Genomic DNA, 26,468 nt, shown 5'->3' with positions numbered 1-26,468 from the left:
AACCTCGGAAGCACGAGCAGAAAACGGGGGCGCGGCGTGCCGTGCTGCGCCGCGGCGAACCCCCTAGATAGGCCGCGCCCCGCCGCGAAGCAAGGCCACAGATTCCATGCCCCTGCGTGATTCACCGGATTGCAACAAGCCGCCGTGCCCGCCACCCTTTGAGCAACCGAGAGAGACAAGGGAAAGTCATGGGACTGGGCAACGTGATGTCGCGCGTCAAGCTTCGTGCCGCACCGGGCCGCGTCTACCTCGCCCTGCAGGAACCCGCCGAGACCGCCGGCTTCAGCTTCGCCGAACTCACCCCGGCCGAGGCGCTGCGCATCGCCGAGGGGCTGGCCGACGCCGCCCGCGCCGCGCTGCGCAACGCCGATGACCGCGCGCCGCTGCGCGAGGGCGTCGCGCCCTGGTTCGCTCCGCGCGAGACGGCCGTCTAAGCCTGCCGCCTTACTCCGCCGCCTCGGCCTCCTCCTCCAGCGCCTCCTCGGTCGCCGCGGGGGCGAAGCCGAAGCGCAGCCCGACATCGGGCGCATAGCGCGGCAGGTCGGCGCGCAGCCTTTCCAGCGCCAGATCCTTGGCCTTCGCCTCCAGCATCACGTCGAACACCGCTTCCGGCACCTCGCGCAGAAAGGTCGCGAACTCGAAGGGGTTGATGAAGTCGGCATGGCCCGTCCAGACCGGCGGGATCAGCTTCGTCTCGGTCCGCTTCGTCCCGGGCACGGGCCGCTTCACCTCCCGCATCTCCGTCCGCGGCGAGGAGAAATGCATCTTCGGCCGCTGCCCCTCGGGCCAGGATGCGAGGAAGCGGCGGAAGGTGGAGGCGACCTCCAGCCCCTGGCGGTTCAGGCACCAGAAATGTTGGTGGTCGAAGATCAGCCGGACGCCCGTGCGCTCGTGCAGCCACAGCACGTCGGCGGCGTCGAAGCGCAGATCGTCATTCTCCAGCACCAGGCGCCGTCGCACCGGCTCGGGCAGGTCCTCCCAGTTGCGCGCCCAGCGCTCCAGCGCCGCCTGCCGGTCGCCGTAATGCCCGCCGGTGTGGATGATCAGCACCGCCTCCGGCCCCTGCTCCATCCGGTCCAGCATCTCCGCCTGGGAGGTGAGGTCGGCGACGGATTTCCTGACCAGTTCCGGATCGGGGCTGTTGATGACCACGAATTGCGAGGGGTGGAAGGACAGGCGGATACCGAGCCGCCGCGCCTTGGCGCCGATCGCCGCCAGTTCCGGCGCACATTCGCGCACCATCGAATGGAATTGCGGCATGTCCGGGTGCGTCGCGTAGGGCGCGAGGTCGGAGGACATCCGGTACATGCGGATGTCTCGCCGAGCCAGGTGATCGAGGATCGCGTCCAGATACTCGAGCGACACCCGGAGATGGGGGCCGCTCTGCCAGCGGCGCGCGTCGTTGCTCTTCAAGGATGGGTCGGCCAGGATCTTCACCGGCACGCCCAGCCGCATGGGGGCTTGGCTTGTCACGCGGAGGGGAAGTGGCCTTGCCCCCGAAGGTTGCAAGGCCACGCCTGCCCCGTCAGCGCGTCTGACCGGGAGCGCTGCCTGTGCGGCCCGGCGCGTTGGCCGAGTTGCCGGGACCCGCCGAGCCCACATTCCCTACATTAGGATGCGCGCTGCTGCCGGATGGCCCGGACTCGCTGCGCCCGCTCGGCCCGCTGGACGAGGCGCTGGCCCCTGGTCCGCTCGAATAGGAAGAGGTGCTGCCCCCTGTCCCCATCGTCGAGGAGGAGGTGCCGCCCCCCGTCGAGCTGCCACCCGTGCCGAGCGTGCTGGCCGAGACGCCGCTGCCCGCCGTGGCGCTGCCACCCGTCCCCACGGTGGAGGAGGAGCCGCTGCCGCCGCCCGCGGTGCTGCCGCCCGTGCCGACGGTGGAGGAGCTTTCGGCCCGGCGCATGCCGGTGCCGCCATCGGGGAAGCGGCCCGCGCCCATGGCGCTGCTGGTCGTACTTCCCTCGGCTGTGGTGCCCGAGGCGGAGGCACCGGTCCCCGTGGTCGTGCTGCTCTCGGCCCGGCGCAGGCCGGTGCCGCCGTCGGCGTGTCGGCCCGCCGCCTGGGCTCGCGTGTCGGTGGAGCCGGTGGCAGCGGTCTGGGCGACGGCGCCGCCCGCGAGCAGCGGCGCGGCGACAAGCGCGGCGGCGGTGCCCATCAGCATGGTCTGGAATTTCATGGTGGCGTTCCTTTCCTGTGCTCGCGTCAGCGCGAGGAAGCGGGCGGCAGGGCGATGACGCAACCTGCCTGGGACTGCGATTGCGCCCAGCTCTGCGTGCCGCTCGACCCCGCGCCCGGCGGATTGATCTGCACGCTGGTCCCGCCCGGCCCCGCCGTGGCGGAGCCGCTCATCCCGCCCGGCCCCATGGTGATGCTGCTGCCCGTGCTGGCGCCCGGCGGCAGGACCACGCAGTCCCCAGCCGTGGCACTGGAGCGGGCGGTGCCGGCGCTGCTGGACGAGGACGCGCTGGAAGAGGCGCTGCTGTTTGGGCCGGTCGCGGTCGCGCTGCTGCTGCTGTGGCCCTGGGCCCAGGACGCGCCGGGCAGGAGCAGGACGGCGGCAAGGGCCGCGCGAAGGCGGGGCATGGTCGGGACTCTCCTGGCGATGGTGGCCGGGTCGCATGGCCCGCAGGTCACGCGGGTCACGCGGCCCGGCCCTTGATCCGGTTAGCGGGTGTTGCCGCGGCCCGGATTGCTGTCACGGTCCCGGTTGTGGCCCGGCGCATTGCCCGAGTTGCCGGGGCGCGAAGTGTCACCGCTCGTCGGCGCCACGTTGGCCGCGCCGCCGGCCGAGGAACCGCCGGTCCCCATGGAGGAGGACGAGGTGCCGCCGCCCGCCGAGGAGCCGCCCATGCCCATGGTCGAGCTGGTCCCGGCACCCGAACCCGAGCCCGCGGCCGAGCCACCGGTGCCCATGCTGGTGCTGGACGTGCCGCCACCCGCTGAGCTGCCGCCCGTGCCGAGGGTAGAAGCGGAGCCCGAACGCGAGCCGCCTGCGGCGGAACCGCCCGTGCCCATGCTGGTGCTGGACGTGCCGCCGCCTGCCGACGAACCGCCCATGCCCATGGTGGAGGCGGAGCCGCTGCCCGTGCCGGACCCAGCCGCCGAGCCGCCGGTGCCGAGCGTCGTGCTGCTCTGGCCGCCGCCGGCGGAGGTGCCGCCCATGCCAAGGGTGGAAGCCGAGCCGGCGCCGGAGCCCGAGCCCGCCGAGGAGCCGCCCGTGCCGAGAGTGGTGCTGGAGGTGCCACCGCCCGCCGAGCTGCCGCCCATGCCGGTGGTGGAAGAGGAAGTCTGCGCAATGGCGCCGAAGGCCGTGCCAGCCAGCAGTGCAAGCGCCAAGCTGGCCTTCTTCATCGTGGACATGCGTTGTCTCCCAAAAGCCGCAGGACCGGCAAGTACCAGTCCCGCCGCGGAAGAAACGCCGAAGCCGCCGCAAGTTTGAGGCGGCTTTGTGGCCAAGAAAGATTTAAGCGGAACCCAGCCCTTACCGAAATGTCTCTGTGCGGCGCAAAATATTCAGCTTCTCGCAAGGAAGCCCATGGCCGCCTTTGCTTCCGCCAAGGTCGGCAGCGCTAGAGCCTCCGCCTTCTCCGCGCCCCGCCGCAGCGCCGCGTCCAGCGCGGCCGTGTCGCGGAGCAGGCGCTCCATCTCGGTGCGGATGGGGGCGAGGTGGGCGATCAGCGCATCGGCCAGCAGCGGCTTGAAGGCGCCGAAGCCCTGGCCCGCATGCTCGGCCAGCACCGCTTCCGGCGAGCGCCCGGTCACGGCGGCCAGGATGCCGACGAGGTTGCGCGCCTCGGGCCGCCCGCCCAGCCCGGCCGGGGTTTCGGGAAGCGGGTCGGGGTCGGTCTTGGCGCGCTTGATCTTGTTGCGGATCTCGTCGTCCGGGTCGTTCAGATTGATGCGCGACTGGTCGGACGGATCGGACTTGGACATCTTCTTGGTGCCGTCGCGCAGGGACATCACCCGCGCCGCCACGCCGCCGATGAAGGGCTCTATGCGCGGGAACAGCTCCACCGCGTAGTCGTGGTTGAACTTCCCCGCGATGTCGTTGGCCAGTTCCAGGTGCTGGCGCTGGTCGTCACCCACCGGCACCGAGGTCGCCTTGTAGAGAAGGATGTCGGCGGCCATCAGGTTCGGATAGACGTAGAGGCCGGTCGAGGCGTTCTCGGCATTCTTGCCCGCCTTGTCCTTGAACTGCGTCATCCGGTTCAGCCAGCCGATGCGGGCGACGCAGTTGAACAGCCAGGCCAGCTCGGCATGGGCCGGCACGTGAGACTGGACGAAGAGCACGCATTTCTCGGGGTCGAGGCCGCAGGCCAGCAAGGCCGCCGCCATCTCCCGCGTTTGCCGCAGCAGGTCCTCGGGCTTCTGGAACTGCGTGATCGCATGGAGGTCCACGACGCAGTAGAGGCAGTCATGGGTGTCCTGCATCGGCACCCAGTTGCGGATGGCGCCGAGGTAGTTGCCGAGGGTCGGGACGCCCGAGGGCTGGATGCCGGAAAAGACGCGCTGCATGGGTGGGTGGTTCGCGCGCGGCGCGCGCCCTGTCAACGGCGCCGGAGCCGCCGCAGGAGGTCGCGCAGGTCCATCCCGCCCGAAAGCTGCGCCGCCGCGCCATAGGCGAGCAGCCCCGCGACGCAGATGACGGCCAGCAGCGCGACGCCGCGCAGCCCCTCGGCGGGCGCCAGCGCCCAGGACAGGGCAGCGAGCAGCGCCGCCATCAGCAGCGCCGAGGCGAAGAGGCGGGGCGCGCGGCGGCGCAGGGCGCGGTCGGGGTGGAACTGCCCGCGCCGCCACAGGATGAAGGCGAGCAGCGCCGTGTTGGCCCAGGCGGCCAGGGCCGTGGAAAGCGCCACCCCCACATGCTGCAGCGGCCCCATCAGCATGAGGTTCAGCCCGAGATTCAGGGCGACGCAGAGGATGCCGACCTTCACGGGCGTCGCCGTGTCGCCACGCGCGAAGAAGCCCGGCACGAAGACCTTCACGAGCACGAAGGCCGGCAGGCCCAGCGCGTAGACGCGCAGCGCCGCCGCCGTCGCCCGCGCCTCCACCTCACCGAAGGCGCCGCGCTGGAACAGGGCCTGGAGGATGGGCAGGGCCAGCACGGCGAGGGCGAAGGCTGCCGGGACCGTCAGCGCGACGGAGATCTCCAGCGCCCGGTTCATGGAGCGATGCGCCTGCAGCGGCTGCCCGCCCGAAAGCTGTTTCGCCAGCAGCGGGAGCAGCGCCGTCGCCACCGCCGCGCCGATCACGCCGAGCGGAAGCTGGGCCACCCGGTCGGCGTAATAAAGGAAGGACACGGCGCCGAGCGGCAGGAAGGAGGCAATGATGACGTCGATGGCGAGGTTGAGCTGCGTCACCCCCGCCCCCACCAGCCCCGGCCCCATCTTGCGCAGCACGTCCCGCACCTCGGGCGAGAGCCGCGGCAGGCGGAAAGGGTTCACCGGCATCCCGGCGCGCTTGGCGGCCCACAGGACGAAGCCCAGCTGCACGACGCCGGAGGCGGTGACGCCCCAGGCCAGCGCGTGGGCCGGCGTCGGCGTCACCGGGGCGAGAATCCACAGCGCTGCGACGGACAGCACGTTGAAGAAGATCGGCGCGGCGGCGGCGGCGGCGAAGCGCCCCAGCCCGTTCAGCACGCCCGAGACCAGCGCGGTCAGGCAGATCAGCAGCAGGTAGGGAAAGGTGATCCGCGTCAGCTCGACCGCCAGGGCGAACTGCTCCGGCCGTCCGGCGAAGCCGGGGGCGAGGAGCCGCATCATCTGCGGCATCAGAAGCAGGCCCAGCAGCGTCAGCAGGGCGAGCCAGAGCGTCATCAGCGTCGCCATCCGCTCGGCCAGTTCGCGCGCCGCCAGCGGCCCGCGCCGCGTCAGCGTGGCGGCGAAGGCGGGGACAAAGGCGGCATTGAAGGCGCCCTCGCCGAAGAAGCGGCGGAACAGGTTGGGCAGCTTCAGCGCGACGAAGAAGGCGTCGGCCACCACCCCCGCGCCCAGCGTCGCCGCGATCAGCATGTCGCGAAGGAAGCCGAGGACGCGGCTGACCATGGTCCAGCCGCCCACCGTCGCGATGGCGCGCAGCATGGCTCAGGCCCTGGCGGCGGCTTCCCGCATGTTGCTGGCGATCATCCCGCCCCCCGGCGGGGTGGGTGGGCTCAGCGCCTCCAGCAGGGCGAGGCGCAGCGGGGCGAGCTTGCGCTCGTTCTCCACCTTCAGCCCGAACACGTCCTTCACGTAGAACACGTCCACCGCCCGCACGCCGTAGGTGGTGATGTGCGCCGAGGCGATCTGCAGCCCGTGCTCCGAGATGGCGCCGGTGACGTCGTGCAGCAGGCCGGGACGGTCGCGCCCGTTCACCTCGATCACGGTGTGGGTGTTGCTGGCGTGGTTGTCCACCACGACGCGCGGCGGCACGGTGACGGCGGCCAGCCGCGCCGGCTCGCGCCGCACCTTGCCGATCTCGGCGCCGAGGTTCAGGCGGCCGCTCAGCGCCTGCTCGATCAGCACGCCAAGCCGCGCCAGGCGGTGCGGCGCGTCATAGGCGCCGCCCGCGCTGTCCTGCACCCAGAAGGTGTCGAGCGCCATGCCGTTGGTGAGGGTGTGGATGCGCGCATCCACGATGGAGGCGCCGCCCACGGCCAGCGCGCCGCTGATGCGGCTGAACAGGCCCGGATGGTCGGTGCAGTAGACCGTCACCTCCGTCACGCCGCGATCCGCCAGCACGCGGGAGCGGACGGTGAGCGGCGCGCCGGTCGCCTCCGCCTCGCGGATCAGGTGGGCGTGGCGGGCGTGGGTCTCGGCGTCGAAGGACAGCCAGTAGCCCGGATAGCCGAGGGACAGGAAATGATCGCGCTCCCCCGGCGCGAAGCCGCCCAGCTCGGCGGTCGCGGCTTCCTTGGCCCGGGCCACGCGCACGTCGCGCTCGGGCACGGTCATGCCGCCGGCCAGCACCTCGGAGACCCGCCAGTACACCTCGCGCAGAAGCGTCGCCTTCCAGGCGTTCCATACGCGCGGCCCCACGGCGCGCATGTCGGCCACGGTGAGCACGAGCAGGAGGCGCAACCGCTCCGGCGACTGCACTTGGTCGGCGATGTCGAGGATGGTCTTCGGATCCTCGATGTCGCGCTTGAAGGCGGTGTGGCTCACCAGCAGGTGGTGCAGGACGAGCCAGGAAACGGTTTCCGTCTCCTCCGCGCTCATCCCCAGGCGCGGGCAGATCTCCTGCGCGAGGCGAGCACCCAGTTCGCTGTGGTCGCCGCCGCGGCCCTTGGCGATGTCGTGCAATAACGCCGCGACATAGAGTGCGCGGCGGGACTGCAGCTGCCCCGCAAGCTCGGTGGCCACCGGCGCCACCTCGTTCAACGCGCCGGCCTCGATCTGCTGGATGATGCCGATCGCCTCGATCGTGTGCTCATCCACGGTGAAGACGTGGTAGGTGTCGAACTGCATCAGCCCGACCACGCGCTGCCATTCCGGGATGAAGCGCTGGAGAAAGCCGACCTCGTTGAGCAGGCGCAGCCATTTCGCGGCGTCCTTGCCCATCAGCAGGTCCATGAAGAGCGCATTCGCCTCGGGGTCGCAACGCAGCGCCTCGGCGCGGCGGTGGTGGCGGATCATGGCCCGGATGGCGAGGGGATGGATCTCCAGCGCCCGGTCGCGCGCCGCCTTCATGATCCGCAGCATCAGGATGGGCTCGTGCGAGAAGTCGCGGTCGGGCGGGGCGGCGACCAGCCGCCCATCGGCGAAGGCGAGGCCCATGGCGGAGATGCGGGCATCGCCCTCCCGCCGCCGTGCGGGCGGCCCCAGCGCCGCGCGCTCGATCGCCGGCTCCAGCACCCGCGACAGCCGCGCCACGTCGCGCGCGGTCAGGAACAGGTGCTTCATCAGCCGCTCCGTCCCGTCCTGCGCGCCGTGGCGGGTGTAGCCCATGCGGGCGGCGACCACGGGCTGGAGGTCGAAGGTCAGGCGCTCCTCGGCTCGGCCGGTGACGTAGTGGAGGTGGAAGCGAAGCGTCCACAGGAAGTTCCAGGCGCGGCGGATGGCCCGTGCCTCCAGTTCCGTCAGCAGCCCGCCGCCCGGGCTGTCCGGCCCGACGAGCTCCGGCATCTTCTGCACGCCAAAGGCGTAGCGGGCGAGCCAGTAAAGGGTCTGGAGGTCGCGCAGCCCGCCGCGCCCTTCCTTCACGTTCGGCTCCACCAGGAAGGGGCTTTCGCCGTAGCGGGCGTGGCGCGCCGCGCGCTCGGCCCGCTTGGCGGACAGGAAGGGGGCGAAGCCGCCCTTGCGCCGCAGCCGCTGGAACTCCGACTGGAAGTTGGTGAAGGGGGCCGGATCGCCCGCCAGGAAGCGCGCATCCACGAGAGCGGTCAGCACAGTGAGGTCCTTGGCCGCCTCGGCCACGCAATCCTTCACCGAGCGCGTGGCATGGCCGACCTTCAGCCCAAGGTCCCAGAGCATGTAGAGCATGAACTCGACGAGGCGCCGGGTGCGCGGCCCCGGCTCCTTCTGGGACAGGAAGAGCAGGTCGATGTCCGAATGCGGGGCCAGCACGCCGCGCCCGTAGCCGCCCGTCGCCACCAGGGCGAAGTCGAGGCCGAGCGCCCCCTTGCTCGGCGGAACCATCAGCGCGGCATAGGACTGGATGGCGTCCATGATGCGGTCCATCCGCGCCGAAAGCCGCCGCGCGGCGCCGAGGCCCTGGGTTTCGCGCGCCTCGAAGATGCGCTGGACTTCGGCCTGAACACGGCCCAATTCACGGCGAAGCAAGGCCAGCGCGGCTTCGCGCGGCAGGGGCTCGCCGCCGGGCGCAAGCTCCAGCGCGACATGTGCGGGCTCGGCCGCGACCATTTTCATGGCGCGGATATTACTGCCCTTCGGTCCCGTCCGCGAGGCCCCTCAGATGATAGAGCGCCTCCTGCGCCTCTCGGGGGGACAGGGAATCGGGGTCCAGCGCCCGCAGGGCCTCCAGCGCCGGGTGGGCGGAGGGGAGCCGCGGGGGCGGGGCGAAGAGCGGCAATTCCGCCGCCAGCGGGTCCTCGCCGGCGGCTGCACGTGCCTCCAGGGCGGCCAGCACCTCGGCCGCGCGGCGCAGGACGGGCGCGGGCACCCCGGCCAGCTTGGCGACATGGATGCCCCAGGATTTCTCCGCCGCCCCCTCCCCCACCGAATGGCGGAACACCACCTCGCCGCGCCATTCGCGCACCTCCATGCGGGCCAAGCGCAGCTCGGGCAGGCGATGGGCCAGAACGGTCAGCTCGTGGAAATGCGTGGCGAACAGGGTGCGGCAGCGGATGCGGTCGTGCAGCGCCTCCAGCACCGCGGTCGCGATGGCGAGCCCGTCCCAGGTCGCCGTGCCGCGCCCCACCTCGTCCAGCACGACGAGGGAGCGTGGCCCGGCGAGGTTCAGGATGGCGGCCGTCTCGCTCATCTCCACCATGAAGGTGGAGCGTCCGCCCGCGAGGTCGTCCGCCGCGCCGACGCGGGAAAAGAGCCGGTCCACGAGGCCGATCCGCGCCGCCTCGGCCGGCAGGAACAGCCCGGCCTGGGCCATGACGGCGAAGAGCGCGTTCTGTCGCAGGAAGGTGGACTTGCCCGCCATGTTCGGCCCGGTGAGCAGGGTGAGGCGGCGGCCCGGCGACAGGTCGCTTCCATTGGGCACGAAGGCCGGGCCGCGCGCCTCGCGCAGCGCCTTTTCCACCACCGGGTGGCGCCCGGCGACGACCGTGAAATCGGGCCGCTCCGTCATCTCGGGGCGGCACCATTGCCCCTCGCGCGCCAGTTCCGCCGCGGCGGCCAGCACGTCCAGCTCGGCGGTGACGCGGGCCGCAGCGGCGACGGCCTCGCCCGCCTCCAGCACGAGGCGGCGCAGGTGCTGCACCACGGTCTTCTCGCGGCGCTGCGCCTCCTCCCCCGCCTCGGACAGGCGGCGGTCCAACGTGGCCAGGGCGGCGCAGGTGAAGCGGTGCGCGTTCGCCATGCTCTGCCGGTGGATGGGGCGCATCTCCTCGGCGAGGCCCGGGGGGGCGGCGCGCAGGAGCTTCTCGCCCGCCGCCGCCGGTACCTCGGCCAGGAAGCCCAGTTGCTGGTGGTGGCGGATCTTCAGCGCGGCGACGCCCCAGCCCTGGGCGAGCTCCATCTGCATCGCCGCGATGGCGCCGCGCGCGTCGTCGCGCAGCCGGCGCAGCGCGTCGAGCTGGCCGTCATAGCCCGCGCCGACCGTGCCCCCATCCTCCAGCCGAGCCGGCAATTCCTCCGCCAGGGCGCGGGCGAGCTCCGCCGCCAGTTCGGGCAGCGGCACCGGGGCGGGCAGGATGGAGCCGCGCGCGGCCTGCGTCAGCGAAGCGGCCCGCGCCAGCCCGTCGCGCAGCGCGCCCAGGTCGCGCGGGGCGAAGCGGTCGAGCGAGAGTCGCGCCAGGGCGCGCGCCATGTCGGGCGCTCCCTTCAGCGCGGCGCGGATCGCGTCGCACCGCTCGCGCTCGGTGAGGAGCAGTGCGACGTGGTCGTGCCGCGCCCGGATGGCGGCGAGGTCATCGAGCGGCGCCGCCAGGCGCGCCGCCAATTCTCGCGCCCCCGGCCCGGTCAGGGTGCGGTCCAGCGCAGCGAGCAAGGTCGGGCCGTCCTGCGGGCTTTCCAGGATCTCGAGCGAGCGCCGCGTCGCCGCGTCCAGCAGCATGACCCCGCGCCCGCCCTCGGCCAGGGGCGGCGAAAGCCGCGGCAGCTGCCCATTGCCCATGGCGCGCACATAGTCGAGCGCCATGGCCGCGGCGGCGAGTTCCGCCGGCGTGAACTGGCCGAACCCGTCGAGCGTCGCCACGCCGAAAGCCTCCGCGACGCGCCGCGCCGGGTCCTTGGGCACCACCGCCGGCGTCGCGTCGTCGCGCCCATCGGCGGCCAGGATCTCCGCCGGGCGCAGCCGGGCGACGAGGGAAGCGGGGTCCTCCCCAGACGCGGTGTGGAAGGCGCCGGTCGAGACGTCGAGCCAGGCCGCTCCGCCCTCCGCCAGGGCCAGCAGCCAGGCCGGGCGGGCGGCGTCGAGCAGCGCCTCCTCCGTCGCCGTGCCGGGGGTGATGACGCGCACCACCTCGCGCCGGAGGGTGGCGGCCTTGCGCGCCTTGGCCTGCTCGGGCGTCTCGGTCTGCTCGCAGATGGCGACGCGGAAGCCGCGCCGGATCAGCCGGGCGAGATAGGCCTCGCAGGCATGGTGCGGCACGCCGCACATCGGGATGGGCACGCCCTGGTGCTCCCCTCGATGCGTCAGGGCGAGGCCGAGCGCGTCGCTCGCCGCCTCCGCATCGTCGAAGAACAACTCGTAGAAATCGCCCATGCGGAAGAAGACGAGCGCGCTGCCCGCCCGCTCCTTTGCGGCAAACCACTGGGCCATGGCCGGGGTCGCCCCGGCGGCGGAAACGCGCTGATCCACCCCAGGGGCATAGCAAAGCCCCTCGCAGGCGCGAAGCGGCGTCCTGGGCAGGGTCGCCTCCCGCCGCTATGGAAGAAGGAACGGGCACGAAAGGTTGAGACGGATGGACGAGACCAGGAAGGACGCCAGCGACACCCGCACCGCCCGCGTGACGGGCGAGGAGGCGCTGGCGATGCACGCCGAGGGACGGCCCGGCAAGCTGGAGACGCGGCTCACCAAGCCCCTCGTCACCGCGCGGGACCTGTCGCTCGCCTATTCCCCCGGCGTGGCGGAGCCCTGCCTGCACATCCACCGCGACCAGCGCCTGGCCTATGACTATACCAGCAAGGGCAACTTCGTGGCCGTGGTGTCCAACGGCACCGCCGTGCTTGGCCTGGGCAATCTGGGCGCCCTCGCCTCCAAGCCTGTCATGGAAGGCAAAGTCGCGCTGTTCAAGCGCTTCGCCGACGTAGACGGCATGGATCTCTGCCTCGACACGGAGGACGTGGACGAGTTCGTCAACTGCGTCCGCTTCCTGGGGCCGAGCTTCGGCGGCATCAACCTGGAGGACATCAAGGCCCCCGAGTGCTTCGTCATCGAGCAGCGGCTGCGCGAGATGATGGACATCCCGGTCTTCCACGACGACCAGCACGGCACCGCCATCGTCGCCGCCGCCGGCCTCATCAACGCCGCGCACCTGACCGGGCGCGACCTCGCCACGACGCGCCTCGTCATCAACGGCGCCGGCGCCGCCTCCATCGCCTGCGCCGAATTGCTGCGCGCCATGGGGATGCGGCCCGAGAACATCATCATGTGCGACACCAAGGGCGTGCTGTACCGCGGCCGCACCGAGGGCATGAACCAGTGGAAGTCGGCGCATGCAGTCGAGACCACGGCGCGCACGCTGACCCAGGCGCTAGAGGGGGCGGACGTGTTCTTCGGCCTGTCCGTGAAGGGCGCGCTGACGCAGGAGATGGTCCAGGCGATGGCCGACAAGCCCATCATCTTCGCCATGGCCAACCCGGATCCGGAGATCACGCCGGAGGACGCCAAGGCCGCGCGGCCGGACTGCATCATCGCCACGGGACGATCGGACTACCCGAACCAGGTGAACAACGTCCTGGGCTTTCCCTTCATCTTCCGCGGCGCGCTGGACGTGCGCGCCAGCACGATCAACGACGCCATGAAGATCGCCGCCGCCCAGGCCCTGGCGGAGCTGGCGCGCGAGGCGGTGCCGGAGGAGGTGGCACGGTCGGGCGCCGGGATGCGGCTGGCCTTCGGCCCCGAATACATCATCCCCAACGCCTTCGACCCGCGCCTGATCTCCCGCGTGCCGGTCGCGGTGGCCGAGGCCGCCGTGAAGTCCGGCGTGGCGCGCAAGCCGCTGGTGGACCCCGCCCGCTATGCGCGCGAGCTCACCAACCGGCTGGACGAGGCCGCCAACGCGCTGGAGCACATCCACGAGCGCGTGCGCGCCGAGCCCAAGCGCACCGTCTTCGCCGAGGGCGAGGAGGAGAACGTCATCCGCGCCGCCATCGCCTACCGCAACGGCGGCTATGGCACGCCGGTGCTGGTGGGGCGCGAAGATCGCATCAACGCGACCGTCGCCGGCATGGGCATCCGCCTGCCGGACGGGATCGAGATCCACAATGCGCGGCTTTCGCAGGACAACCGCCGCTACGCTGAATACCTGTACGAGAAGCGCCAGCGCGACGGCTACCTGTTCCGCGACTGCCAGCGCCTGGTGAACCAGGATCGCAACGTCTTCGCTGCCTGCATGGTGGCGCTGGGCGATGCCGACGCCATGGTGACCGGCGAGACGCGCTCCTACTCCGCCGCGCTGGAAGGCGTGACCTCCGTCATCGAGCCGGAGGGGGTGCTGTTCGGCCTCACCATGATGGTGGCGCGGCGCTCCGGCACCGTGCTGGTGGCCGACACGGCGATCCATGAGCGGCCGGACGCGCCCACTCTCGCCACCATCGCGCGGCGCGCGGCGGCGGCGGCGAAGCGCCTGGGCATGGAGCCGCGCGTGGCCTTCCTGTCCTTCTCCACCTTCGGCGACCCCAAGGGCATCATCCCCGGCTCCATCCGCGAGGCGGTGAAGCTGCTGGACACCCAGGGCGCCGATTTCGAGCATGACGGCGAGATGGGCGCCGACGTGGCGCTGGACCCGAATCTGCGCGCCACGCTCTATCCGTTCTCGCGCCTGACGGGGCCGGCCAACGTGCTGGTGATGCCCGGCCTGCACGCCGCGCACATCCTCACCAAGGCGGTGCCGCACCTCACCAGCGCCACCAGCATCGGGCCGGTGCTGATGGGCATGTCGAAGCCGGCGCAGATCGTCTCCACCGGGGCGGGGGTGAACCAGATCCTCGACCTCGCGACGCTCGCCGCCTACCAAGCGGTGCGCAGCTAGGCTTGAGGGGTCGACCCCGGCAGGGGCATGGTGCCGCGCCGAAGCCGGAGGAAACCACCATGACCCTGCCCCGCCGCGCCCTGCTGGGCGCCCCGCTCCTCGCCATGCCCGGGGTCGCTCGTGCCCAGGCGCCGGTGGTCGGGCGCACGGCGCGCATCCTGGCCGGCTTCCCGGCCGGCGGCACGGTCGACGTGACCTGCCGCCTGTTGGCCGAAAGGCTGCGCGGCACCTGGGCGCCGCAGGTGGTGGTGGAGAACCGCGTGGGCGCGACGGGCCGCCTCGCCATCGAGGAGGCGATCCGTTCCGACGCGGATGGCAGCACCATCCTCGTCACGCCGGCCAGCATGGTGACGATCTACCCGCATCTTTACGGCCAGCGCTTGCGCTACGCGCCGCAGTCGGACCTCCAGCCCGTTTCCCCGGTCGTGGTCTATCCCTTCACCCTGGCGGTGGGGCCGGGGGCACCCGGTGTCACAAACCTCGCGCAGTTCATCGAGCTGGCGCGCAGCCGGGGCGGGCTGAACTACGCCTCGCCCGCCGCCGGTTCCGTGCCGCACTTCACCGGGGTGATGCTGGCCCGCGCCGCCGGAATTGAGCTGACGCACGTGCCATATCGCGGCGCAGCACCGGCCATCGTGGACGCGCTGGGCGGGCAGATCCCGGCCACGATCAACGTAATCGGCGACCAGGTAGAGCATCACCGCGCCGGGCGCCTCCGGATGATCGCCGTCACCTCGGCGCAGCGCCTGCCGCGCTTTCCCGACGTGCCAACCTTCGCCGAGCAGGGACGGCCGGAGCTCACCGCGGATGAGTGGTTCGGCGCCTTCCTGCCGGCCCGCGCGCCGGAGGCGCTGAACCGGCAGCTCAACGCCCTTCTGGCGCAGGTAATGGGGGATGCGGCGCTCCGCGAAACCCTTGAGGCGCGCGAGTTCCAGCCGACGCACACGAGTGCCGCCGACTTCGCCGCCCGCATCCGGGCCGAGACGGCGAAGTGGGAGCCGGTGGTACGCGAAAGCGGCTTCCGGCCGGAGGATTGATGAAAAGCCCCGCGAAGCCGTCTTCGCGGGGCCCCTGCCTGGCAGGTGCTACAGGATGTAGCGGCTGAGGTCGGCGCTGGCGGCAAGCGGCGCGACGCGGTCCCGCACCATGGCGGCGTCCACTTGCACGGACTCGCCGCGGCGGTCGCTGGCGGTGAAGCTCACCTCCTCCAGCAGCCGCTCCAGCACGGTGGACAGGCGACGCGCGCCGATATTCTCCACCGTCGCGTTGATCTCCGCCGCGAGGTCGGCGATGGACTCGACCGACCCCTCGTCGAAACGCAGGTCCACCCCTTCCGTCTCCATCAGCGCGCTCGCCTGCTTGAGCAGGGAGTGGTCCGGCTCGGTCAGGATGCGCTTGAAATCGTCGCGGGTCAGCGCCTTCAGCTCGACGCGGATCGGCAGCCGCCCCTGAAGCTCCGGCAGCAGGTCTGAGGGCTTGGACAGGTGGAAGGCGCCAGAGGCGATGAAGAGAATATGGTCCGTCTTCACCGGCCCATGCCGCGTGTTGACCGTCGTGCCTTCGATCAGCGGCAGGAGGTCGCGCTGCACGCCCTCACGCGACACGTCGCCGCCGCGCACGCCGCCCTCGGAGGAGCGGGCGATCTTGTCCACCTCGTCCAGGAAGACGATGCCGTTGTTCTCGGCGTTCTGCACAGCCGAGCGGGTCAGCGCCTCGCCGTCCAGCAGCTTGTCCGCCTCCTCGCGCGTCAGCGCCTCGCGCGCGGCGGCGACGGTCATCTTGCGCGGGCGGGTGCGGCCGCCGAACATCTTGCCCAGCATTTCCTGCATGTTCTGCATCTGGCCGGGGGGCATGCCAGGCATGTCCATCATGCCGATGGGTGTGCCTTGCGGCTCGCTCACCTGCACCTCGATCTCGCGCTGTTCCACCTGGCCCTCGCGCAGCATGCGGCGGAACTTCATCCGCGTCTCGCCCGAGGCGCCCTCGCCCACCAGCGCGGTGACGAGGCGCTCCTCGGCGGCCAGCTCCGCCTTGGCCTGCACGCCCTTGCGCGCCGTGTCGCGCGCCTGGACGATCGCCGCCTCGACGAGGTCGCGCACGATGCTTTCCACGTCGCGGCCCACATAGCCCACCTCGGTGAACTTCGTCGCCTCGACCTTCAGGAAGGGTGCGTTGGCGAGGCGCGCGAGGCGGCGCGCGATTTCCGTCTTGCCACAGCCCGTCGGGCCGATCATCAGGATGTTCTTGGGCACCACCTCCTCGCGCAGCGCCTCGGGCAGTTGCTGGCGGCGCCAGCGGTTGCGCAGCGCGATGGCGACGGCGCGCTTGGCGTCGTGCTGGCCGATGATGAAGCGGTCCAGCTCGGAGACGATCTCGCGCGGGGACAGGTTCACGGCCTCGGCCGGGGGAAGGGTCATGTCGTTCATGCCGGCAGGCTTTCCAGGATGAAGTTTCCGTTGGTGTAGACGCAGATGTCGCCGGCGATGGTCATGGCGCGGCGCGCCACCTCCTCCGCCGGCAGGCCTTCCACCGTCATCAGGGCGCGGGCCGCAGCCAGGGCGTAGTTGCCGCCCGAGCCGATGCCGATCACGGAATCCTCCGGCTCCAGCACGTCGCCCTGGCCGGTGAGGAGGAGGGAGCGCTTCTCGTCCGCCACGGCGAGCAGGGCTTCGAGGCGGCGCAGGTAGCGGTCGGTGCGCCAATCCTTGGCCAGTTCGACGCAGGCGCGTTCCAGCTGGTCGGGAAAGCGCTCCAGCTTCGCCTCTAGCCGCTCCAGCAGCGTGAAGGCGTCGGCGGTGGCGCCGGCGAAGCCGGCCAGCACCTTGCCGTTGGCGATGCGGCGCACCTTGCGGGCGTTGCCCTTGACGATGGTCTGGCCGAGCGAGACCTGCCCGTCACCGGCCATGGCGACCCGTCCGTCACGGCGCACGCACAGGATGGTGGTGCCGTGCCAGCCGAGCGGGTCATGGGATGATGTCTGCATGGGGGCGATGTGGCGCCGCAGCGATCCCTTCGCAATGTCCGCATGGCTGGGATAAGGGGAAGGTATGAGCCTGCCCTGCTTCGCCGCCGACCCCGCTGGCGCCTTGCCGCTGCACCTCGTCGCGCCCGACGGGTGGCGGGACCGGCCCGGCGCCGCCCTCGCCGCCGCGCAGGGCTTCCGCGCCCGCCCCGGCGAGCATGCGCTGCTACTGGACGGCGAGGCGGTAACGGGCGCGCTGGTGGGGCGCGCCGAAGGGCCGCTGCCGTATGGTGCCCTGCCCCATGCCCTGCCCGAGGGCACGCGCTGGGTGGGCGGCGACGCCGACCTCGCCCTGGGATGGGCGCTCGGCGCGTATCGCTTCACCCGCTTCAAGGCGCCGCGCCGTGCCGCCGCGCAGCTCGTCCCGCAAGCCGGCTTCGACGACAGCATGGCGCGGGCGATCTGGCATGCGCGCGACCTCGTCAACATGCCCGCCAGCCATCTCGGCCCGGCGGAACTGGCCGAGGCGGTGGAGAAGCTGGGCGCTGCCCACGGCGCGGCGGTGCGGATCATCGAGGGCGCGGAACTGGCGCAGGGCTTCCCGGCCCTTGCGTTGGTGGGGGCGGGCAGCCCGCGCGCGCCACGCGTCGCCGTGCTGGAATGGGGCACGGAAGGGCCGCTGCTGGCGCTGTGCGGCAAGGGCGTGTGCTTCGACACGGGCGGGCTGGACCTCAAGCCGCCTGCCGGCATGCTGCGGATGAAGAAGGACATGGGCGGCGCCGCGGTGATGCTGGCGCTGGCCGATTGCCTGATGGCGCGGCGCGCCAGGCTGCGCCTGCTGGTGCTGGTCGGCGCGGTGGAGAACGGCGTCTCGGGCACCGCCTTCCGGCCGGGCGACGTGCTGCGGACCCGCAAGGGACTGACCGTGGAGGTGGGCAACACGGACGCGGAAGGCCGCCTCGTGCTTGCCGACCTTCTCGCCTTCGCGGCGGAGCGCGCGCCGGATGCGATCCTGGACGGGGCGACGCTGACCGGCGCGGCGCGGGTGGCGTTGGGCCCCGACCTCCCGGCCTTGTTCAGCAACGACGAGGCGCTGGCCGGCGCGCTGCTGGCCGGAGCCGAGGCGGCGCGCGACCCGCTTTGGCGCCTGCCGCTGCATGGCGGCTACGACTCCTGGCTGGACAGCCCGGTGGCCGACCTCAACAACGTCGCCGGCAAGCCCATGGCAGGTGCGATCGTCGCCGCGCTGTTCCTGCGCCGCTTCGTGCCCCACGGCACGCCATGGGCACATCTGGACCTTTACGCGTGGAATGATTCCAACCGGCCCGGCGCGCCAGAGGGCGGCGAGGCGACGGGATTGCGCGGCCTGCTGGCCGGAATCGAGCGCTGGATGGACGCTCATCCCCGATCCTGAAGCCGCGGACATCGAGCGGCTTGCGCCCGGGTTGCGCCCTGTGCACCCGGGCTTTCATGAAAATCTTGCAATTTTTTGCAAACCCGGCACTAATCAAATCCGACCCAGGCCCCAGATGGTGTGGGTATTCATGGTTCCGCGCCGCAGGCGTGGTGAATGAAGGGAAGGATGCCATGACCATGCAGACCAACCCCGATCAGCTTGTCGGGATCCTGCGCGACACCATCGTGACGCTGGTCCGGCAGGATGGCCCGGACCTTTCGGCGCGGCAGCTGGGCGTGCTGCTGACCGTCTACCTGACGCCCGGCCCCCACACGGTGCGTGGCTTGGCGCAGGAGCTGAACGTCTCCAAGCCCGCCATCACGCGCGCCCTGGACCGCCTCGGCGAGCTCGACTTGGCCCGGCGCAAGCTGGACATGATGGATCGCCGCTCCGTGCTGGTGCAGCGCACCTTGAAGGGCGCTTCCTTCTTGTCCGCGTTGCAGCGGACCATGTCGGAGTCCGACGGCACTGTGACGCCCATGCCGCCGCCCGAGATGGCCGAGGCCGGGGAATACGCGGCGGTCGGCTGACCGCCCCTCAATACCCGGCCGAGAAATCCACCAGGTTGATCAGCTCCCGCCCCTCGCGCAGGCGGCGGAGATTCTCGATCACCTGCGGCGCGGCGGAGCGCGGAATGGTGATGCTGGCCGCGTGCGGCCAGACCAGCACGCGCGGATGGCCCCAGAAGGGGTGATCCGCCGGCAGCGGCTCCGGCTCGAACACGTCCAGCGCGGCGGCGGCGATCTGGCCGGAATCCAGCGCCTCCAGCAGGTCGGGCTGCGCCACGTGCCCGCCGCGCGCCGCGTTGATCAGGAAGGCGCCGCGCGGCAGCATCGCGAGGGTGCGGGCGTTGAGGATGCCGCGCGTGTCCGGCGTCAGCGGCAGCAGGCAGACGAGGATGTCGCTCCTCCCCAGCATGGCGGCCAGCCCGTCCTCGCCGTGGAAGGTCTCGACGCCCTCCACCTGTCGCGCGCGGCGCGTCCAGCCCATGACCGGAAAGCCGAGCAAGCGGCAGGCATGGGCGGCGGCCATGCCCAGCTCGCCCAGTCCCAGGAAGCCGACGCGGCGCGCGGAGGTCTCGGGCGCAGGCAACTCGTCCCACACCCGTGCCGCCTGCTGCGCACGATACTCCAGGTCCTGCCGGTGGAAGCGCAGCACGTTCAGCAGCACCCATTCGGTCATGCCGCTGGTCAGGCGCTCATCCTTCAGGCGGGCCACCGGCACGCCGGGCGGCGGGCCAGGGGGGCGCAGCAGATGGTCCACCCCCGCCCCCATGGAGACGATGAGGCCGAGATTGGGGTAGCGGCGCAGCTCCCCCATGTCGTGCTGGGTCCAGCACACCGCGGCCTCGATCTCCGCCGGATCGCCCGCATCGGGAAACAGGCGGATGTCGAGGCCGGGCTCGAGCTCCAGCAGCGCGTCGCGCCACGCCTCCATCGCATTCGCCTTGGTGGAAAGCAGGATCGCCATGCCTCAGACCTCGTGGAAGGAGCGGACATAAGCCCGCCAATCGTCACGCCCGGTCGCCACGCGCTCCCGCCCATCGGGCATCTTGGCGTAGAGCGACAGCAGGCCGCGTGCCCAGTACACGTCGAAGTTCAGGTCGCTCGCCAGGACATAGGCGGCAGTGCGGTTGAACACGCCGTCCTTCACGCGCGGCATCACCTTGGCGAGCCACCACCAGCACCCCACCGCCAGGATCGCGGCGCCCACATAGAAATGCACCAGCGCCGTGCCGAGAAAGGAGGAGACCAGGATCAGCGCCGCCGGCACCACGTTCTCCCCGTAGCGGTACACGGGCGAGCCGGGCGAGTTCATCTTGCGGATGTGGATGCCCAGCTTGACCGCGCCGCTGTCCAGCAGGTCGGCCAGGCGTTCCCTTTCCTGCCCCGCCCAGGGGTGGGGGGGCGCGTCGGAGGTTTCGGTGCTGCTCATGCGGTGGCCAGGTCGAATGCGGCGCTCATCAAGGCGCGTGTATAGGGCTCGCGCGGGTTCCGGCACAGGGCCTCCGCCTCGCCCTCCTCCACCACGCGGCCCTGGCGCATCACCATGATCCGGTGCGCCATGGCGCGCACCACCCGCAGATCATGCGAGATGAACAGATAGGCGAGGCCATGCCGCGCCTGAAGCTCGCGCAGCAGCTCGACCACCTGCGCCTGCACCGAAACATCAAGGGCGGAGGTCGGCTCGTCCAGCACCAGGAGGCGCGGCTTCAGCACCAGGGCGCGGGCGATGGCGATGCGCTGGCGCTGCCCGCCGGAGAATTCATGCGGATAGCGCCCGGCCATGGCGGGATCGAGCCCCACCTCCTCCAGCGCCTGCGCCACGCGCGCCTCACGCTCCCGCGCCGGCAGGGAGGGCTCGTGCACCAGGAGTCCCTCGCCCACGATGTCGCCCGCGCTCATGCGCGGCGAGAGCGAGCCGTAGGGATCCTGGAAGACGATCTGCATCCGGGAGCGCAGCGGGCGAAGCTGCGTGCGCGAGAGCGGCACGATGTCCCGCCCCTCGAACAGGATGCCGCCGGTGGAACGCTCCAGCCGCAGCAGCGCAAAGCCGAGCGTGGTCTTGCCCGAGCCGGATTCGCCCACCAGCCCCAGCGTCTCCCCCGCGCGCAGGGTGAGGGACACGCCTTCCACCGCCCGCACCTCCGACACCACGCGGCGCAGGAAGCCCCGGCGGATGGGGAAGGAAACGCGGATGTCCCGCGCCTCCAGCACCGTCAGGGCATCGGGCGCGACAGGGGCGGGGCGGCCGCGCGGCTCGGTGGCCAGCAGCATCTTCGTGTAGGGATGCTTCGGGTCGCGGAAGATCGCCTCCGTCTCCCCCTGCTCCACCACCTTCCCGTCCTTCATCACCACCACGCGCTGGGCGTGGCGCCGCACGATGGCGAGGTCGTGGGTGATGAACAGCACCGCCATGCCGAGGCGCTTCTTCAGCCCGGCGATGAGTTCCAGGATCTGCGCCTGGATGGTCACGTCCAGTGCTGTGGTCGGCTCGTCCGCGATCAGCAGCTTGGGGTCGTTGGCCAGGGCGACGGCGATCATCACGCGCTGGCGCTGCCCGCCGGAAAGCTGGTGCGGATAGGCGTTGATCCGCTCCTCCGCATTGGCGAGGCCGGCGCGTTCCAGCTTCGCGATTACCTCGCGCCGCAGGGCGTCGCCGCGCAGCGGGCGATGGAGGGTGATGGCCTCGCCCACCTGCCGCCCGATCGTGTGCAGCGGGTTCAGGCTGGTCATCGGCTCCTGGAAGACCATGCCGGCCACGCCGCCGCGCAGCCGGTGCAGCGCGTCGTCATCGGCGCGCAGCACCTCCGTCCCGTCCAGCACGATGCGCCCCTCGGGGTTGCTGCCCGTGGCGGCGAGGAGGCGCAGCACGGACAGCGCCGTGACCGACTTGCCCGAGCCGCTTTCGCCGACCAGCGCCACCGTCTCGCCGGGACGCACCTCGAAGGATACGCCCTCCACGACCTTTTGCCCGCGGAAGGCGACCGACAGATTCTCCACCGAAAGCAGCGGCGCCTCGGCCATGCGGAGTTCCTCGGCCGGCATCAGCGCGCGCCTCCGGGCAGCTTACGCGGGTCGAAGGCGTCGCGCACCGCCTCGCCGACGAAGATCAGCAGGGTGAGCACGCCGCCCAACACGGCGAAGCCGGTGAAGGCGAGCCACGGCGCCTGAAGGTTGTTCTTGCCCTGAGCCAGCAACTCGCCGAGGGAAGGGGAGCCGGGGGGCAGGCCGAAGCCCAGGAAGTCCAGCGAGGCCAGCACCGTGACCGAGCCGGACAGGGTGAAGGGCAGGAAGGTGAGCGTCGCCACCATGGCGTTGGGCAGGATGTGGCGGAACATCAGCGTCGCGTCGCGCACCCCCAGCGCCCGGGCGGCGCGCACGTAGTCCAGGTTGCGGCCGCGCAGGAACTCGGCCCGCACCACCCCCACCAGCCCCATCCAGGAAAAGGCCAGCAGGAAGAGCAGCAGCGTCCAGAAGGAGGGCTCGATCACGCTAGCCAGGATGATCAGCAGGAAGAGCTGCGGCATCCCGGACCAGATCTCGATGAAGCGCTGGAAGAGCAGGTCGGTCGTGCCGCCGTAATAGCCCTGCACGGCCCCCGCCGCGATGCCGATGACCGAGGCGAAGATCGTCAGGGTGAAGCCGAACAGCACGGAAATGCGGAAGCCGTAGATCACCCGCGCCAGCACGTCGCGCGCCTGGTCGTCCGTGCCCAGCCAGTTGCGATCGGAGGGCGGCGAGGGCGCGGGCGTGCCCAGGTCGCGCACCACGCTGGCATGGCTGAAAGGAATGAGCGGCCAGATCACCGTGCCGCCCTTCTCCGCGACGTCGCGGGCGAAATCAGGGTCGGCCCAGTCGGCGGTGACGGGCAGGCCGGTCTCCACCACGTCGCTCTCGGCATACTCGGTCAGCACGGGGAAGAACCACTTGCCGTCCACATGCGCGACCAACGGCCGGTCATTCGCGATCACCTCGGCGAAGAGGGTGACGAGAAAAAGAACGAGAAAGATCCAGAAGGACACGTAGCCGCGCCGGTTCGCGCGGAAATTGGCGAGGCGCCGTTGGTTCAGCGGGGAGAATTTCATGCGGGGGAAAGGGTGAAGCGCAGCGTCTCGCGCGGGGCAAGCGGCAGCGCTTCGCGCATCGCCGCCGCGTCGGGGAAGCGGGCGGGCAGGCGCAGCGCGGTGGCGGTCGCCTCCAGCCGGGGCACGTCGAGGACCCAAGGGTCGAGCGTGGCGGCGAAGGGGCCGGTCCGGCGCAGCACCGTGCCGCCGCAATCGAAGCGCTCCTTGCCCCAGCACAGGCCGAGCGCGATGCCGTCCACCGTGGCGACCGCCTCGGAGAGGAGCGCCACCGCCTCCTCCGTGGTGCCCAGCCGGCGCGTCCAATCAGCGCTGCGCGCCGCCTCGCGCGCCAGGTAGCCCTGGATGGCCTCGGCAGCAGCGGCATCGGGGGGCGAGCGGTCGCTGCGCAGCGCCATGCGATAAACGTGGCTGCCGTGGCGCATGATCAGCAGCGCCTCCCACACTCCCCAATTCGCCAGCGCGACCTCCACCCCCGCCTCCCACAGCGCGACGTGGCGGTCGCCGGGCAGGTCGTTGAAGGCCAGCGGCAGGCCGGTCGCCGCGTCGAACTCGGGCGCTGGCTCCCAGGGCAACCAAGCACAGTCGTGTTGGGTAGCGGCGTTCACCAAAGCGTCGAAGGGTTCCAGGCGCGGCATCATGTGGCGCATGACCTGGCCGGAGAGCGCGGCATGGGCGGGCTGCGGCGTCGCCAGCACCGTGCCATCCGCTTGCGGCCAGAGGATCATCGGCGTGCCTCGAAGTCGATGCGCGGGTCCACCAGCGTGTAGGTGAAGTCGGAGACGATCTGCATCACGAGGCCCAGCAGGGTGAAGATGTAGAGCGTGCCGAACATCACCGGGTAGTCGCGGCGGATCGCCGCCTCGAAGCCTAGCAGCCCCAGCCCGTCCAGCGAGAAGATGATCTCCACCAGCAGCGCCCCGGTGAAGAGGATGCCGATAAAGGCCGCCGGGAAGCCCGCGATGATGATCAACATGGCGTTGCGGAAGACGTGGCCGTAGAGCACGCGCCCCTCCCCCGCCCCCTTGGCCCGCGCCGTCAGCACGTATTGCTTGTTGATCTCCTCCAGGAAGGAGTTCTTGGTGAGCATGGTCAGCCCGGCGAAGCCGCCGATCACCAGCGTCAGCGTCGGCAGGGTGATGTGCCAGGCATAGTCCAGCGCCCGCTGCCAGAAGGGCCAGGCCTCCGCGCCGGAGGAGGCGAGGCCGCGCAAGGGGAACCACTGCACGAAGGACCCGCCGGCGAAGAGCACCACCAGCAGCACGGCGAACAGGAAGCCCGGAATGGCGTAGCCGACCAGCACCACCGCCGAGGTCCAGAGGTCGAAGCGCGACCCGTCCCGCACCGCCTTGCGGATGCCGAGCGGAATGGAGATCAGGTAGATGATCAGCGTGGACCACAGCCCGAGCGAGACGGAGACGGGCAGCTTCTCGATCACCAGGTCCCAGACTGGCCGGTCGCGGAACAGCGAGCGGCCGAAATCGAAGCGCAGGTAGCCGGCCAGCATCTCCCCGAAGCGCACATGGGCCGGCTTGTCGAAGCCGAAGCTGCGCTCGATCTCGCGCACGATGGCGGGATCGAGGCCGCGCGCGCCGCGGTACGTGCTGCCCCCCCCGCCTTCGCCCGGCCCGGTGGTGGGGGCGCGTGTCTCGCCGCCCCCCTCGCCGGTCAGGCGGCCCAGGGTCTGCCCCTCGCCGCGCAGCTCCGCCAGCATCTGCTCCACCGGGCCGCCGGGGGCGAACTGCACCAGGGCGAAGTTGATCAGGATGATGCCGAACAGCGTCGGTACCACCAGCAGCAGGCGACGAAGGAGGTAGGCGCTCACAGGCCGCGCCGGGCCTCGCCGATGGCGCGTTCGCGCGCGGGGTCTACCCACCAGGAATCGGGAAAGCCGAGCCCGTAGCGCGGCGAGCGCTCCGGCCGGCCGAACTTATCCCAATATGCGACCCAGAAGGCGCGCAGGTGCCAGTTCGGGATGACGTAGTGGTGATGCAGCAGGACGCGGTCCAGCGCGCGGGTGCGGTGGATCAGCTCCTGCCGGTCGGGGGCGGCGATCACCAGCTCCACCAGCTCGTCGATCGCCGGGTCGCAGATGCCGGCGACGTTCTGCGAGCCCTGCTCGCGCGCGCGGGCGCAGGTGAAGTAGTCGCGCTGCTCGTTGCCCGGGGAGAGGGACTGGCCCAGCACGTCGATCGTCATGTCGTAGTCGAAGGCGTCGGTGCGGACCTGATACTGCGCCGGGTCCACCGTGCGGACGCGCGCCTCGATGCCCAGGCGGGCGAGCCACTGCACATAGGGTAGCGCGATCCGCTCAAAGGTCGCGCCATTCAGCAGGATCTCGAACTCGAAGCGCTGGCCCTGGGCGTTGACGAGGCGGCGGTCGCGCACCGTCCAGCCCGCCTGCCGCATCAGCTCGAGGGCGCGGCGCAGCCCGTCGCGGTTGTTGCCGCTGCCATCGGTGGTGGGCAGGCGGAATTCCGTGGTGAACACCGATTCCGGCACGCGGCCGCGGAACCCCTCCAGGATCTCCTTCTCCCGCCCCTCGGGCAGGCCGGAGGAGGCGAGTTCGGAATTGGAGAAATAGGAGTTGGTGCGGGCATAAAGGCCGAAGAAGATGTTGGCGTTCAGCCACTCGAAGTCGAACAGGTTGACCAGCGCCTCGCGCACCCGCGCATCCGCGAACATGGGCCGGCGCAAGTTCACCACGAAGGCCTGCATCCCAGTCGGCAATTCGTGGCGGATCGTGTCGCGCTTCACCAATTCGCGCCGCACGGCCGGGAAGTCGTAGCCGGTGGACCAGTTGCGGGCCACGTTCTCCGTGCGGAAGTCGATCTGCCCGGCCTTGAAGGCCTCGAAGGCCACGGTGGCGTCGCGGAAATACTCGAAGCGGATCGCGTCGAAATTGTTGGTACCGCGCCGCGTATTGAGGTCCCGCGCCCAGTAATCCTCGACGCGGCGCAGCGTCAGGCTGCGCCCGGCCTCGAAACGCTCCAGCCGGTAGGGACCGGAGCCGAGGGGCACCTCCAGCAGCGGGCGGGCAAAGTCGCGCCCCTCCCACCAATGCTTCGGCAGGACCTGCAACTGGCCCAGGATCAACGCGAGTTCGCGGTTCTCGTCGTTGCGGAACCGGAAGGTGACCCGGCGCGGCGACTCCGCCACCACCTCCGTCACGTCGGCCCAGTAGGAACGGTAGAAGGGCCGCCCGTGCGTGCGCAGCGCCTCGAAGGTCCAGACCACGTCCTCGGCGGTGATGGGGCGGCCATCGTGCCAGCGCACCGCTTCACGCAACTCGAAGGAAACGCCGCGGCGATCCGCCGGCACCTCCACCCATTCCGCGAGGTGGGCATATTCCGTGCTTGCCTCGTCGGCGCTTTGCACCAGCAGAGAGTCGTAGAGGTTGGACAAGCCGACGGCCGAGGTGCCGCGCAGGATGAAGGGGTTGAAGCTGTCAAAGGAGCCGAGGGCGGTGAGCGCCACTTCGCCCCCCTTGGGGGCCTCCGGGTTGACCCAGGGCCAGTGCGGGAAGTCGCGCGGCAGCGAGGGCTCGCCCAGGAGGGACAGGGCATGGGTCCGCACGGGACCGGCCTGCGCGGAGGCACGGCCAGTGGCGGCGAGGAGGCCGAAGCCGGCGGCGAAGAGGGGTCGGCGCTTCATGACC

General features: G+C 71.2%; 22 protein-coding genes. 7 read left to right on the top strand and 15 right to left on the bottom strand.

Annotated features, from left to right (window positions below):
- The first annotated feature begins 188 nt into the window (after positions 1 to 188).
- Positions 189 to 434, top strand: a complete 246-nt coding sequence (locus tag OF850_RS06395; protein WP_301589100.1) for a hypothetical protein — start codon at positions 189 to 191, stop codon at positions 432 to 434.
- A gap of 10 nt (positions 435 to 444) precedes the next feature.
- On the opposite strand, the gene uvsE is transcribed toward OF850_RS06395, so the two are convergent.
- Positions 445 to 1,473 carry a UV DNA damage repair endonuclease UvsE gene (gene uvsE, locus OF850_RS06390; protein ID WP_301589099.1) on the bottom strand — a complete coding sequence of 343 codons (1,029 nt, stop codon included), beginning with the start codon at positions 1,471 to 1,473 and terminating at the stop codon, positions 445 to 447.
- Between the two features lie 52 nt (positions 1,474 to 1,525).
- Positions 1,526 to 2,176 (bottom strand): hypothetical protein, encoded by a 651-nt coding sequence (locus OF850_RS06385; RefSeq protein WP_301589098.1) that lies wholly within the window; start codon positions 2,174 to 2,176, stop codon positions 1,526 to 1,528.
- A 54-nt stretch (positions 2,177 to 2,230) separates the two neighbouring features.
- Between OF850_RS06385 and OF850_RS06380 the strand changes: the two genes are divergently transcribed.
- Both OF850_RS06380 and OF850_RS06375 read left to right on the top strand, forming a co-directional pair.
- Positions 2,231 to 2,659: a hypothetical protein gene (locus OF850_RS06380; protein ID WP_301589097.1), complete on the top strand. Its 429-nt coding sequence runs from the start codon at positions 2,231 to 2,233 to the stop codon at positions 2,657 to 2,659.
- Positions 2,660 to 2,746: 87 nt separating this feature from the next.
- Positions 2,747 to 3,439 carry a hypothetical protein gene (locus OF850_RS06375; protein WP_301589096.1) on the top strand — a complete coding sequence of 231 codons (693 nt, stop codon included), beginning with the start codon at positions 2,747 to 2,749 and terminating at the stop codon, positions 3,437 to 3,439.
- A 74-nt stretch (positions 3,440 to 3,513) separates the two neighbouring features.
- Here the strand turns inward: OF850_RS06375 and trpS are convergent, their stop codons facing one another.
- The 4 genes from trpS to mutS are packed head-to-tail and all read right to left on the bottom strand — an operon-like array spanning position 3,514 to position 11,373.
- The gene (gene trpS, locus OF850_RS06370) at positions 3,514 to 4,515 is read right to left on the bottom strand and encodes a tryptophan--tRNA ligase (RefSeq protein WP_301589095.1); all 1,002 of its coding nucleotides are present in this window, start codon (positions 4,513 to 4,515) and stop codon (positions 3,514 to 3,516) included.
- 32 nt (positions 4,516 to 4,547) lie between these two features.
- A complete protein-coding gene (gene murJ / locus OF850_RS06365) occupies positions 4,548 to 6,080 on the bottom strand; it encodes a murein biosynthesis integral membrane protein MurJ (protein WP_301589094.1) in 1,533 nt (510 codons plus the stop codon).
- A 3-nt stretch (positions 6,081 to 6,083) separates the two neighbouring features.
- A complete protein-coding gene (locus OF850_RS06360; RefSeq protein ID WP_301589195.1) occupies positions 6,084 to 8,840 on the bottom strand; it encodes a [protein-PII] uridylyltransferase in 2,757 nt (918 codons plus the stop codon).
- 16 nt (positions 8,841 to 8,856) lie between these two features.
- On the bottom strand, positions 8,857 to 11,373 hold the full coding sequence (gene mutS / locus OF850_RS06355) for a DNA mismatch repair protein MutS (RefSeq protein ID WP_301589093.1): 2,517 nt from the start codon (positions 11,371 to 11,373) through the stop codon (positions 8,857 to 8,859).
- A 142-nt stretch (positions 11,374 to 11,515) separates the two neighbouring features.
- Between mutS and OF850_RS06350 the strand changes: the two genes are divergently transcribed.
- On the top strand, positions 11,516 to 13,807 hold the full coding sequence (locus OF850_RS06350; RefSeq protein ID WP_301589092.1) for an NADP-dependent malic enzyme: 2,292 nt from the start codon (positions 11,516 to 11,518) through the stop codon (positions 13,805 to 13,807).
- A gap of 59 nt (positions 13,808 to 13,866) precedes the next feature.
- On the top strand, positions 13,867 to 14,844 hold the full coding sequence (locus OF850_RS06345) for a Bug family tripartite tricarboxylate transporter substrate binding protein (RefSeq protein WP_301589091.1): 978 nt from the start codon (positions 13,867 to 13,869) through the stop codon (positions 14,842 to 14,844).
- Positions 14,845 to 14,892: 48 nt separating this feature from the next.
- Here OF850_RS06345 and hslU read toward each other — a convergent pair whose 3' ends face one another.
- Positions 14,893 to 16,233 carry an ATP-dependent protease ATPase subunit HslU gene (hslU, locus tag OF850_RS06340; protein ID WP_301589089.1) on the bottom strand — a complete coding sequence of 447 codons (1,341 nt, stop codon included), beginning with the start codon at positions 16,231 to 16,233 and terminating at the stop codon, positions 14,893 to 14,895.
- Positions 16,230 to 16,790 carry an ATP-dependent protease subunit HslV gene (hslV, locus tag OF850_RS06335; protein WP_301589087.1) on the bottom strand — a complete coding sequence of 187 codons (561 nt, stop codon included), beginning with the start codon at positions 16,788 to 16,790 and terminating at the stop codon, positions 16,230 to 16,232. Before hslV ends, hslU begins: the two co-directional genes overlap by 4 nt.
- Positions 16,791 to 16,854: 64 nt before the next feature.
- Here hslV and OF850_RS06330 point away from each other — a divergent pair, with 64 nt between their 5' ends.
- Together OF850_RS06330 and OF850_RS06325 are read left to right on the top strand one after the other, a co-directional pair.
- Positions 16,855 to 18,183 carry a leucyl aminopeptidase family protein gene (locus OF850_RS06330; RefSeq protein ID WP_301589086.1) on the top strand — a complete coding sequence of 443 codons (1,329 nt, stop codon included), beginning with the start codon at positions 16,855 to 16,857 and terminating at the stop codon, positions 18,181 to 18,183.
- A 173-nt stretch (positions 18,184 to 18,356) separates the two neighbouring features.
- Positions 18,357 to 18,755: a MarR family transcriptional regulator gene (locus OF850_RS06325; protein WP_301589085.1), complete on the top strand. Its 399-nt coding sequence runs from the start codon at positions 18,357 to 18,359 to the stop codon at positions 18,753 to 18,755.
- 7 nt (positions 18,756 to 18,762) lie between these two features.
- Here OF850_RS06325 and OF850_RS06320 read toward each other — a convergent pair whose 3' ends face one another.
- The 7 genes from OF850_RS06320 to OF850_RS06290 are packed head-to-tail and all read right to left on the bottom strand — an operon-like array spanning position 18,763 to position 26,464.
- Positions 18,763 to 19,695, bottom strand: coding sequence for a 2-hydroxyacid dehydrogenase (locus OF850_RS06320; RefSeq protein ID WP_301589083.1), 933 nt, complete (start codon positions 19,693 to 19,695; stop codon positions 18,763 to 18,765).
- Positions 19,696 to 19,698: 3 nt separating this feature from the next.
- Positions 19,699 to 20,160, bottom strand: coding sequence for a hypothetical protein (locus OF850_RS06315; RefSeq protein ID WP_301589082.1), 462 nt, complete (start codon positions 20,158 to 20,160; stop codon positions 19,699 to 19,701).
- Positions 20,157 to 21,773 (bottom strand): ABC transporter ATP-binding protein, encoded by a 1,617-nt coding sequence (locus OF850_RS06310; protein ID WP_301589081.1) that lies wholly within the window; start codon positions 21,771 to 21,773, stop codon positions 20,157 to 20,159. The genes OF850_RS06315 and OF850_RS06310 overlap by 4 nt, the downstream gene beginning before the upstream one ends.
- Positions 21,773 to 22,813, bottom strand: coding sequence for an ABC transporter permease (locus OF850_RS06305; RefSeq protein WP_301589080.1), 1,041 nt, complete (start codon positions 22,811 to 22,813; stop codon positions 21,773 to 21,775). Before OF850_RS06305 ends, OF850_RS06310 begins: the two co-directional genes overlap by 1 nt.
- On the bottom strand, positions 22,810 to 23,538 hold the full coding sequence (locus OF850_RS06300) for a DUF3891 family protein (RefSeq protein ID WP_301589079.1): 729 nt from the start codon (positions 23,536 to 23,538) through the stop codon (positions 22,810 to 22,812). The genes OF850_RS06305 and OF850_RS06300 overlap by 4 nt, the downstream gene beginning before the upstream one ends.
- The gene (locus OF850_RS06295) at positions 23,535 to 24,635 is read right to left on the bottom strand and encodes a microcin C ABC transporter permease YejB (RefSeq protein ID WP_301589078.1); all 1,101 of its coding nucleotides are present in this window, start codon (positions 24,633 to 24,635) and stop codon (positions 23,535 to 23,537) included. Before OF850_RS06295 ends, OF850_RS06300 begins: the two co-directional genes overlap by 4 nt.
- A complete protein-coding gene (locus OF850_RS06290) occupies positions 24,632 to 26,464 on the bottom strand; it encodes an extracellular solute-binding protein (RefSeq protein WP_301589077.1) in 1,833 nt (610 codons plus the stop codon). Before OF850_RS06290 ends, OF850_RS06295 begins: the two co-directional genes overlap by 4 nt.
- Between the last annotated feature and the right edge of the window lie 4 nt (positions 26,465 to 26,468).

Source organism: Sabulicella glaciei (genome assembly GCF_026183895.1).
Classification (GTDB): domain Bacteria; phylum Pseudomonadota; class Alphaproteobacteria; order Acetobacterales; family Acetobacteraceae; genus Roseococcus; species Roseococcus glaciei.
This window is presented reverse-complemented; position numbering and strand designations above follow the sequence as displayed.

Excerpts from the sequence above, each read along its gene's own strand:
- OF850_RS06395 (WP_301589100.1), top strand. The coding sequence starts at position 189 with ATGGGACTGGGCAACGTGATGTCGCGCGTCAAGCTTCGTGCCGCACCG.
- OF850_RS06385 (WP_301589098.1), bottom strand. The coding sequence starts at position 2,176 with ATGAAATTCCAGACCATGCTGATGGGCACCGCCGCCGCGCTTGTCGCC.
- OF850_RS06380 (WP_301589097.1), top strand. The coding sequence starts at position 2,231 with ATGACGCAACCTGCCTGGGACTGCGATTGCGCCCAGCTCTGCGTGCCG.
- trpS (WP_301589095.1), bottom strand. The coding sequence starts at position 4,515 with ATGCAGCGCGTCTTTTCCGGCATCCAGCCCTCGGGCGTCCCGACCCTC.
- murJ (WP_301589094.1), bottom strand. The coding sequence starts at position 6,080 with ATGCTGCGCGCCATCGCGACGGTGGGCGGCTGGACCATGGTCAGCCGC.
- OF850_RS06360 (WP_301589195.1), bottom strand. The coding sequence starts at position 8,840 with ATGGTCGCGGCCGAGCCCGCACATGTCGCGCTGGAGCTTGCGCCCGGC.
- mutS (WP_301589093.1), bottom strand. The coding sequence starts at position 11,373 with ATGGCCCAGTGGTTTGCCGCAAAGGAGCGGGCGGGCAGCGCGCTCGTC.
- OF850_RS06350 (WP_301589092.1), top strand. The coding sequence starts at position 11,516 with ATGGACGAGACCAGGAAGGACGCCAGCGACACCCGCACCGCCCGCGTG.
- OF850_RS06345 (WP_301589091.1), top strand. The coding sequence starts at position 13,867 with ATGACCCTGCCCCGCCGCGCCCTGCTGGGCGCCCCGCTCCTCGCCATG.
- hslU (WP_301589089.1), bottom strand. The coding sequence starts at position 16,233 with ATGAACGACATGACCCTTCCCCCGGCCGAGGCCGTGAACCTGTCCCCG.
- hslV (WP_301589087.1), bottom strand. The coding sequence starts at position 16,790 with ATGCAGACATCATCCCATGACCCGCTCGGCTGGCACGGCACCACCATC.
- OF850_RS06330 (WP_301589086.1), top strand. The coding sequence starts at position 16,855 with ATGAGCCTGCCCTGCTTCGCCGCCGACCCCGCTGGCGCCTTGCCGCTG.
- OF850_RS06325 (WP_301589085.1), top strand. The coding sequence starts at position 18,357 with ATGACCATGCAGACCAACCCCGATCAGCTTGTCGGGATCCTGCGCGAC.
- OF850_RS06320 (WP_301589083.1), bottom strand. The coding sequence starts at position 19,695 with ATGGCGATCCTGCTTTCCACCAAGGCGAATGCGATGGAGGCGTGGCGC.
- OF850_RS06315 (WP_301589082.1), bottom strand. The coding sequence starts at position 20,160 with ATGAGCAGCACCGAAACCTCCGACGCGCCCCCCCACCCCTGGGCGGGG.
- OF850_RS06310 (WP_301589081.1), bottom strand. The coding sequence starts at position 21,773 with ATGCCGGCCGAGGAACTCCGCATGGCCGAGGCGCCGCTGCTTTCGGTG.
- OF850_RS06305 (WP_301589080.1), bottom strand. The coding sequence starts at position 22,813 with ATGAAATTCTCCCCGCTGAACCAACGGCGCCTCGCCAATTTCCGCGCG.
- OF850_RS06300 (WP_301589079.1), bottom strand. The coding sequence starts at position 23,538 with ATGATCCTCTGGCCGCAAGCGGATGGCACGGTGCTGGCGACGCCGCAG.
- OF850_RS06290 (WP_301589077.1), bottom strand. The coding sequence starts at position 26,464 with ATGAAGCGCCGACCCCTCTTCGCCGCCGGCTTCGGCCTCCTCGCCGCC.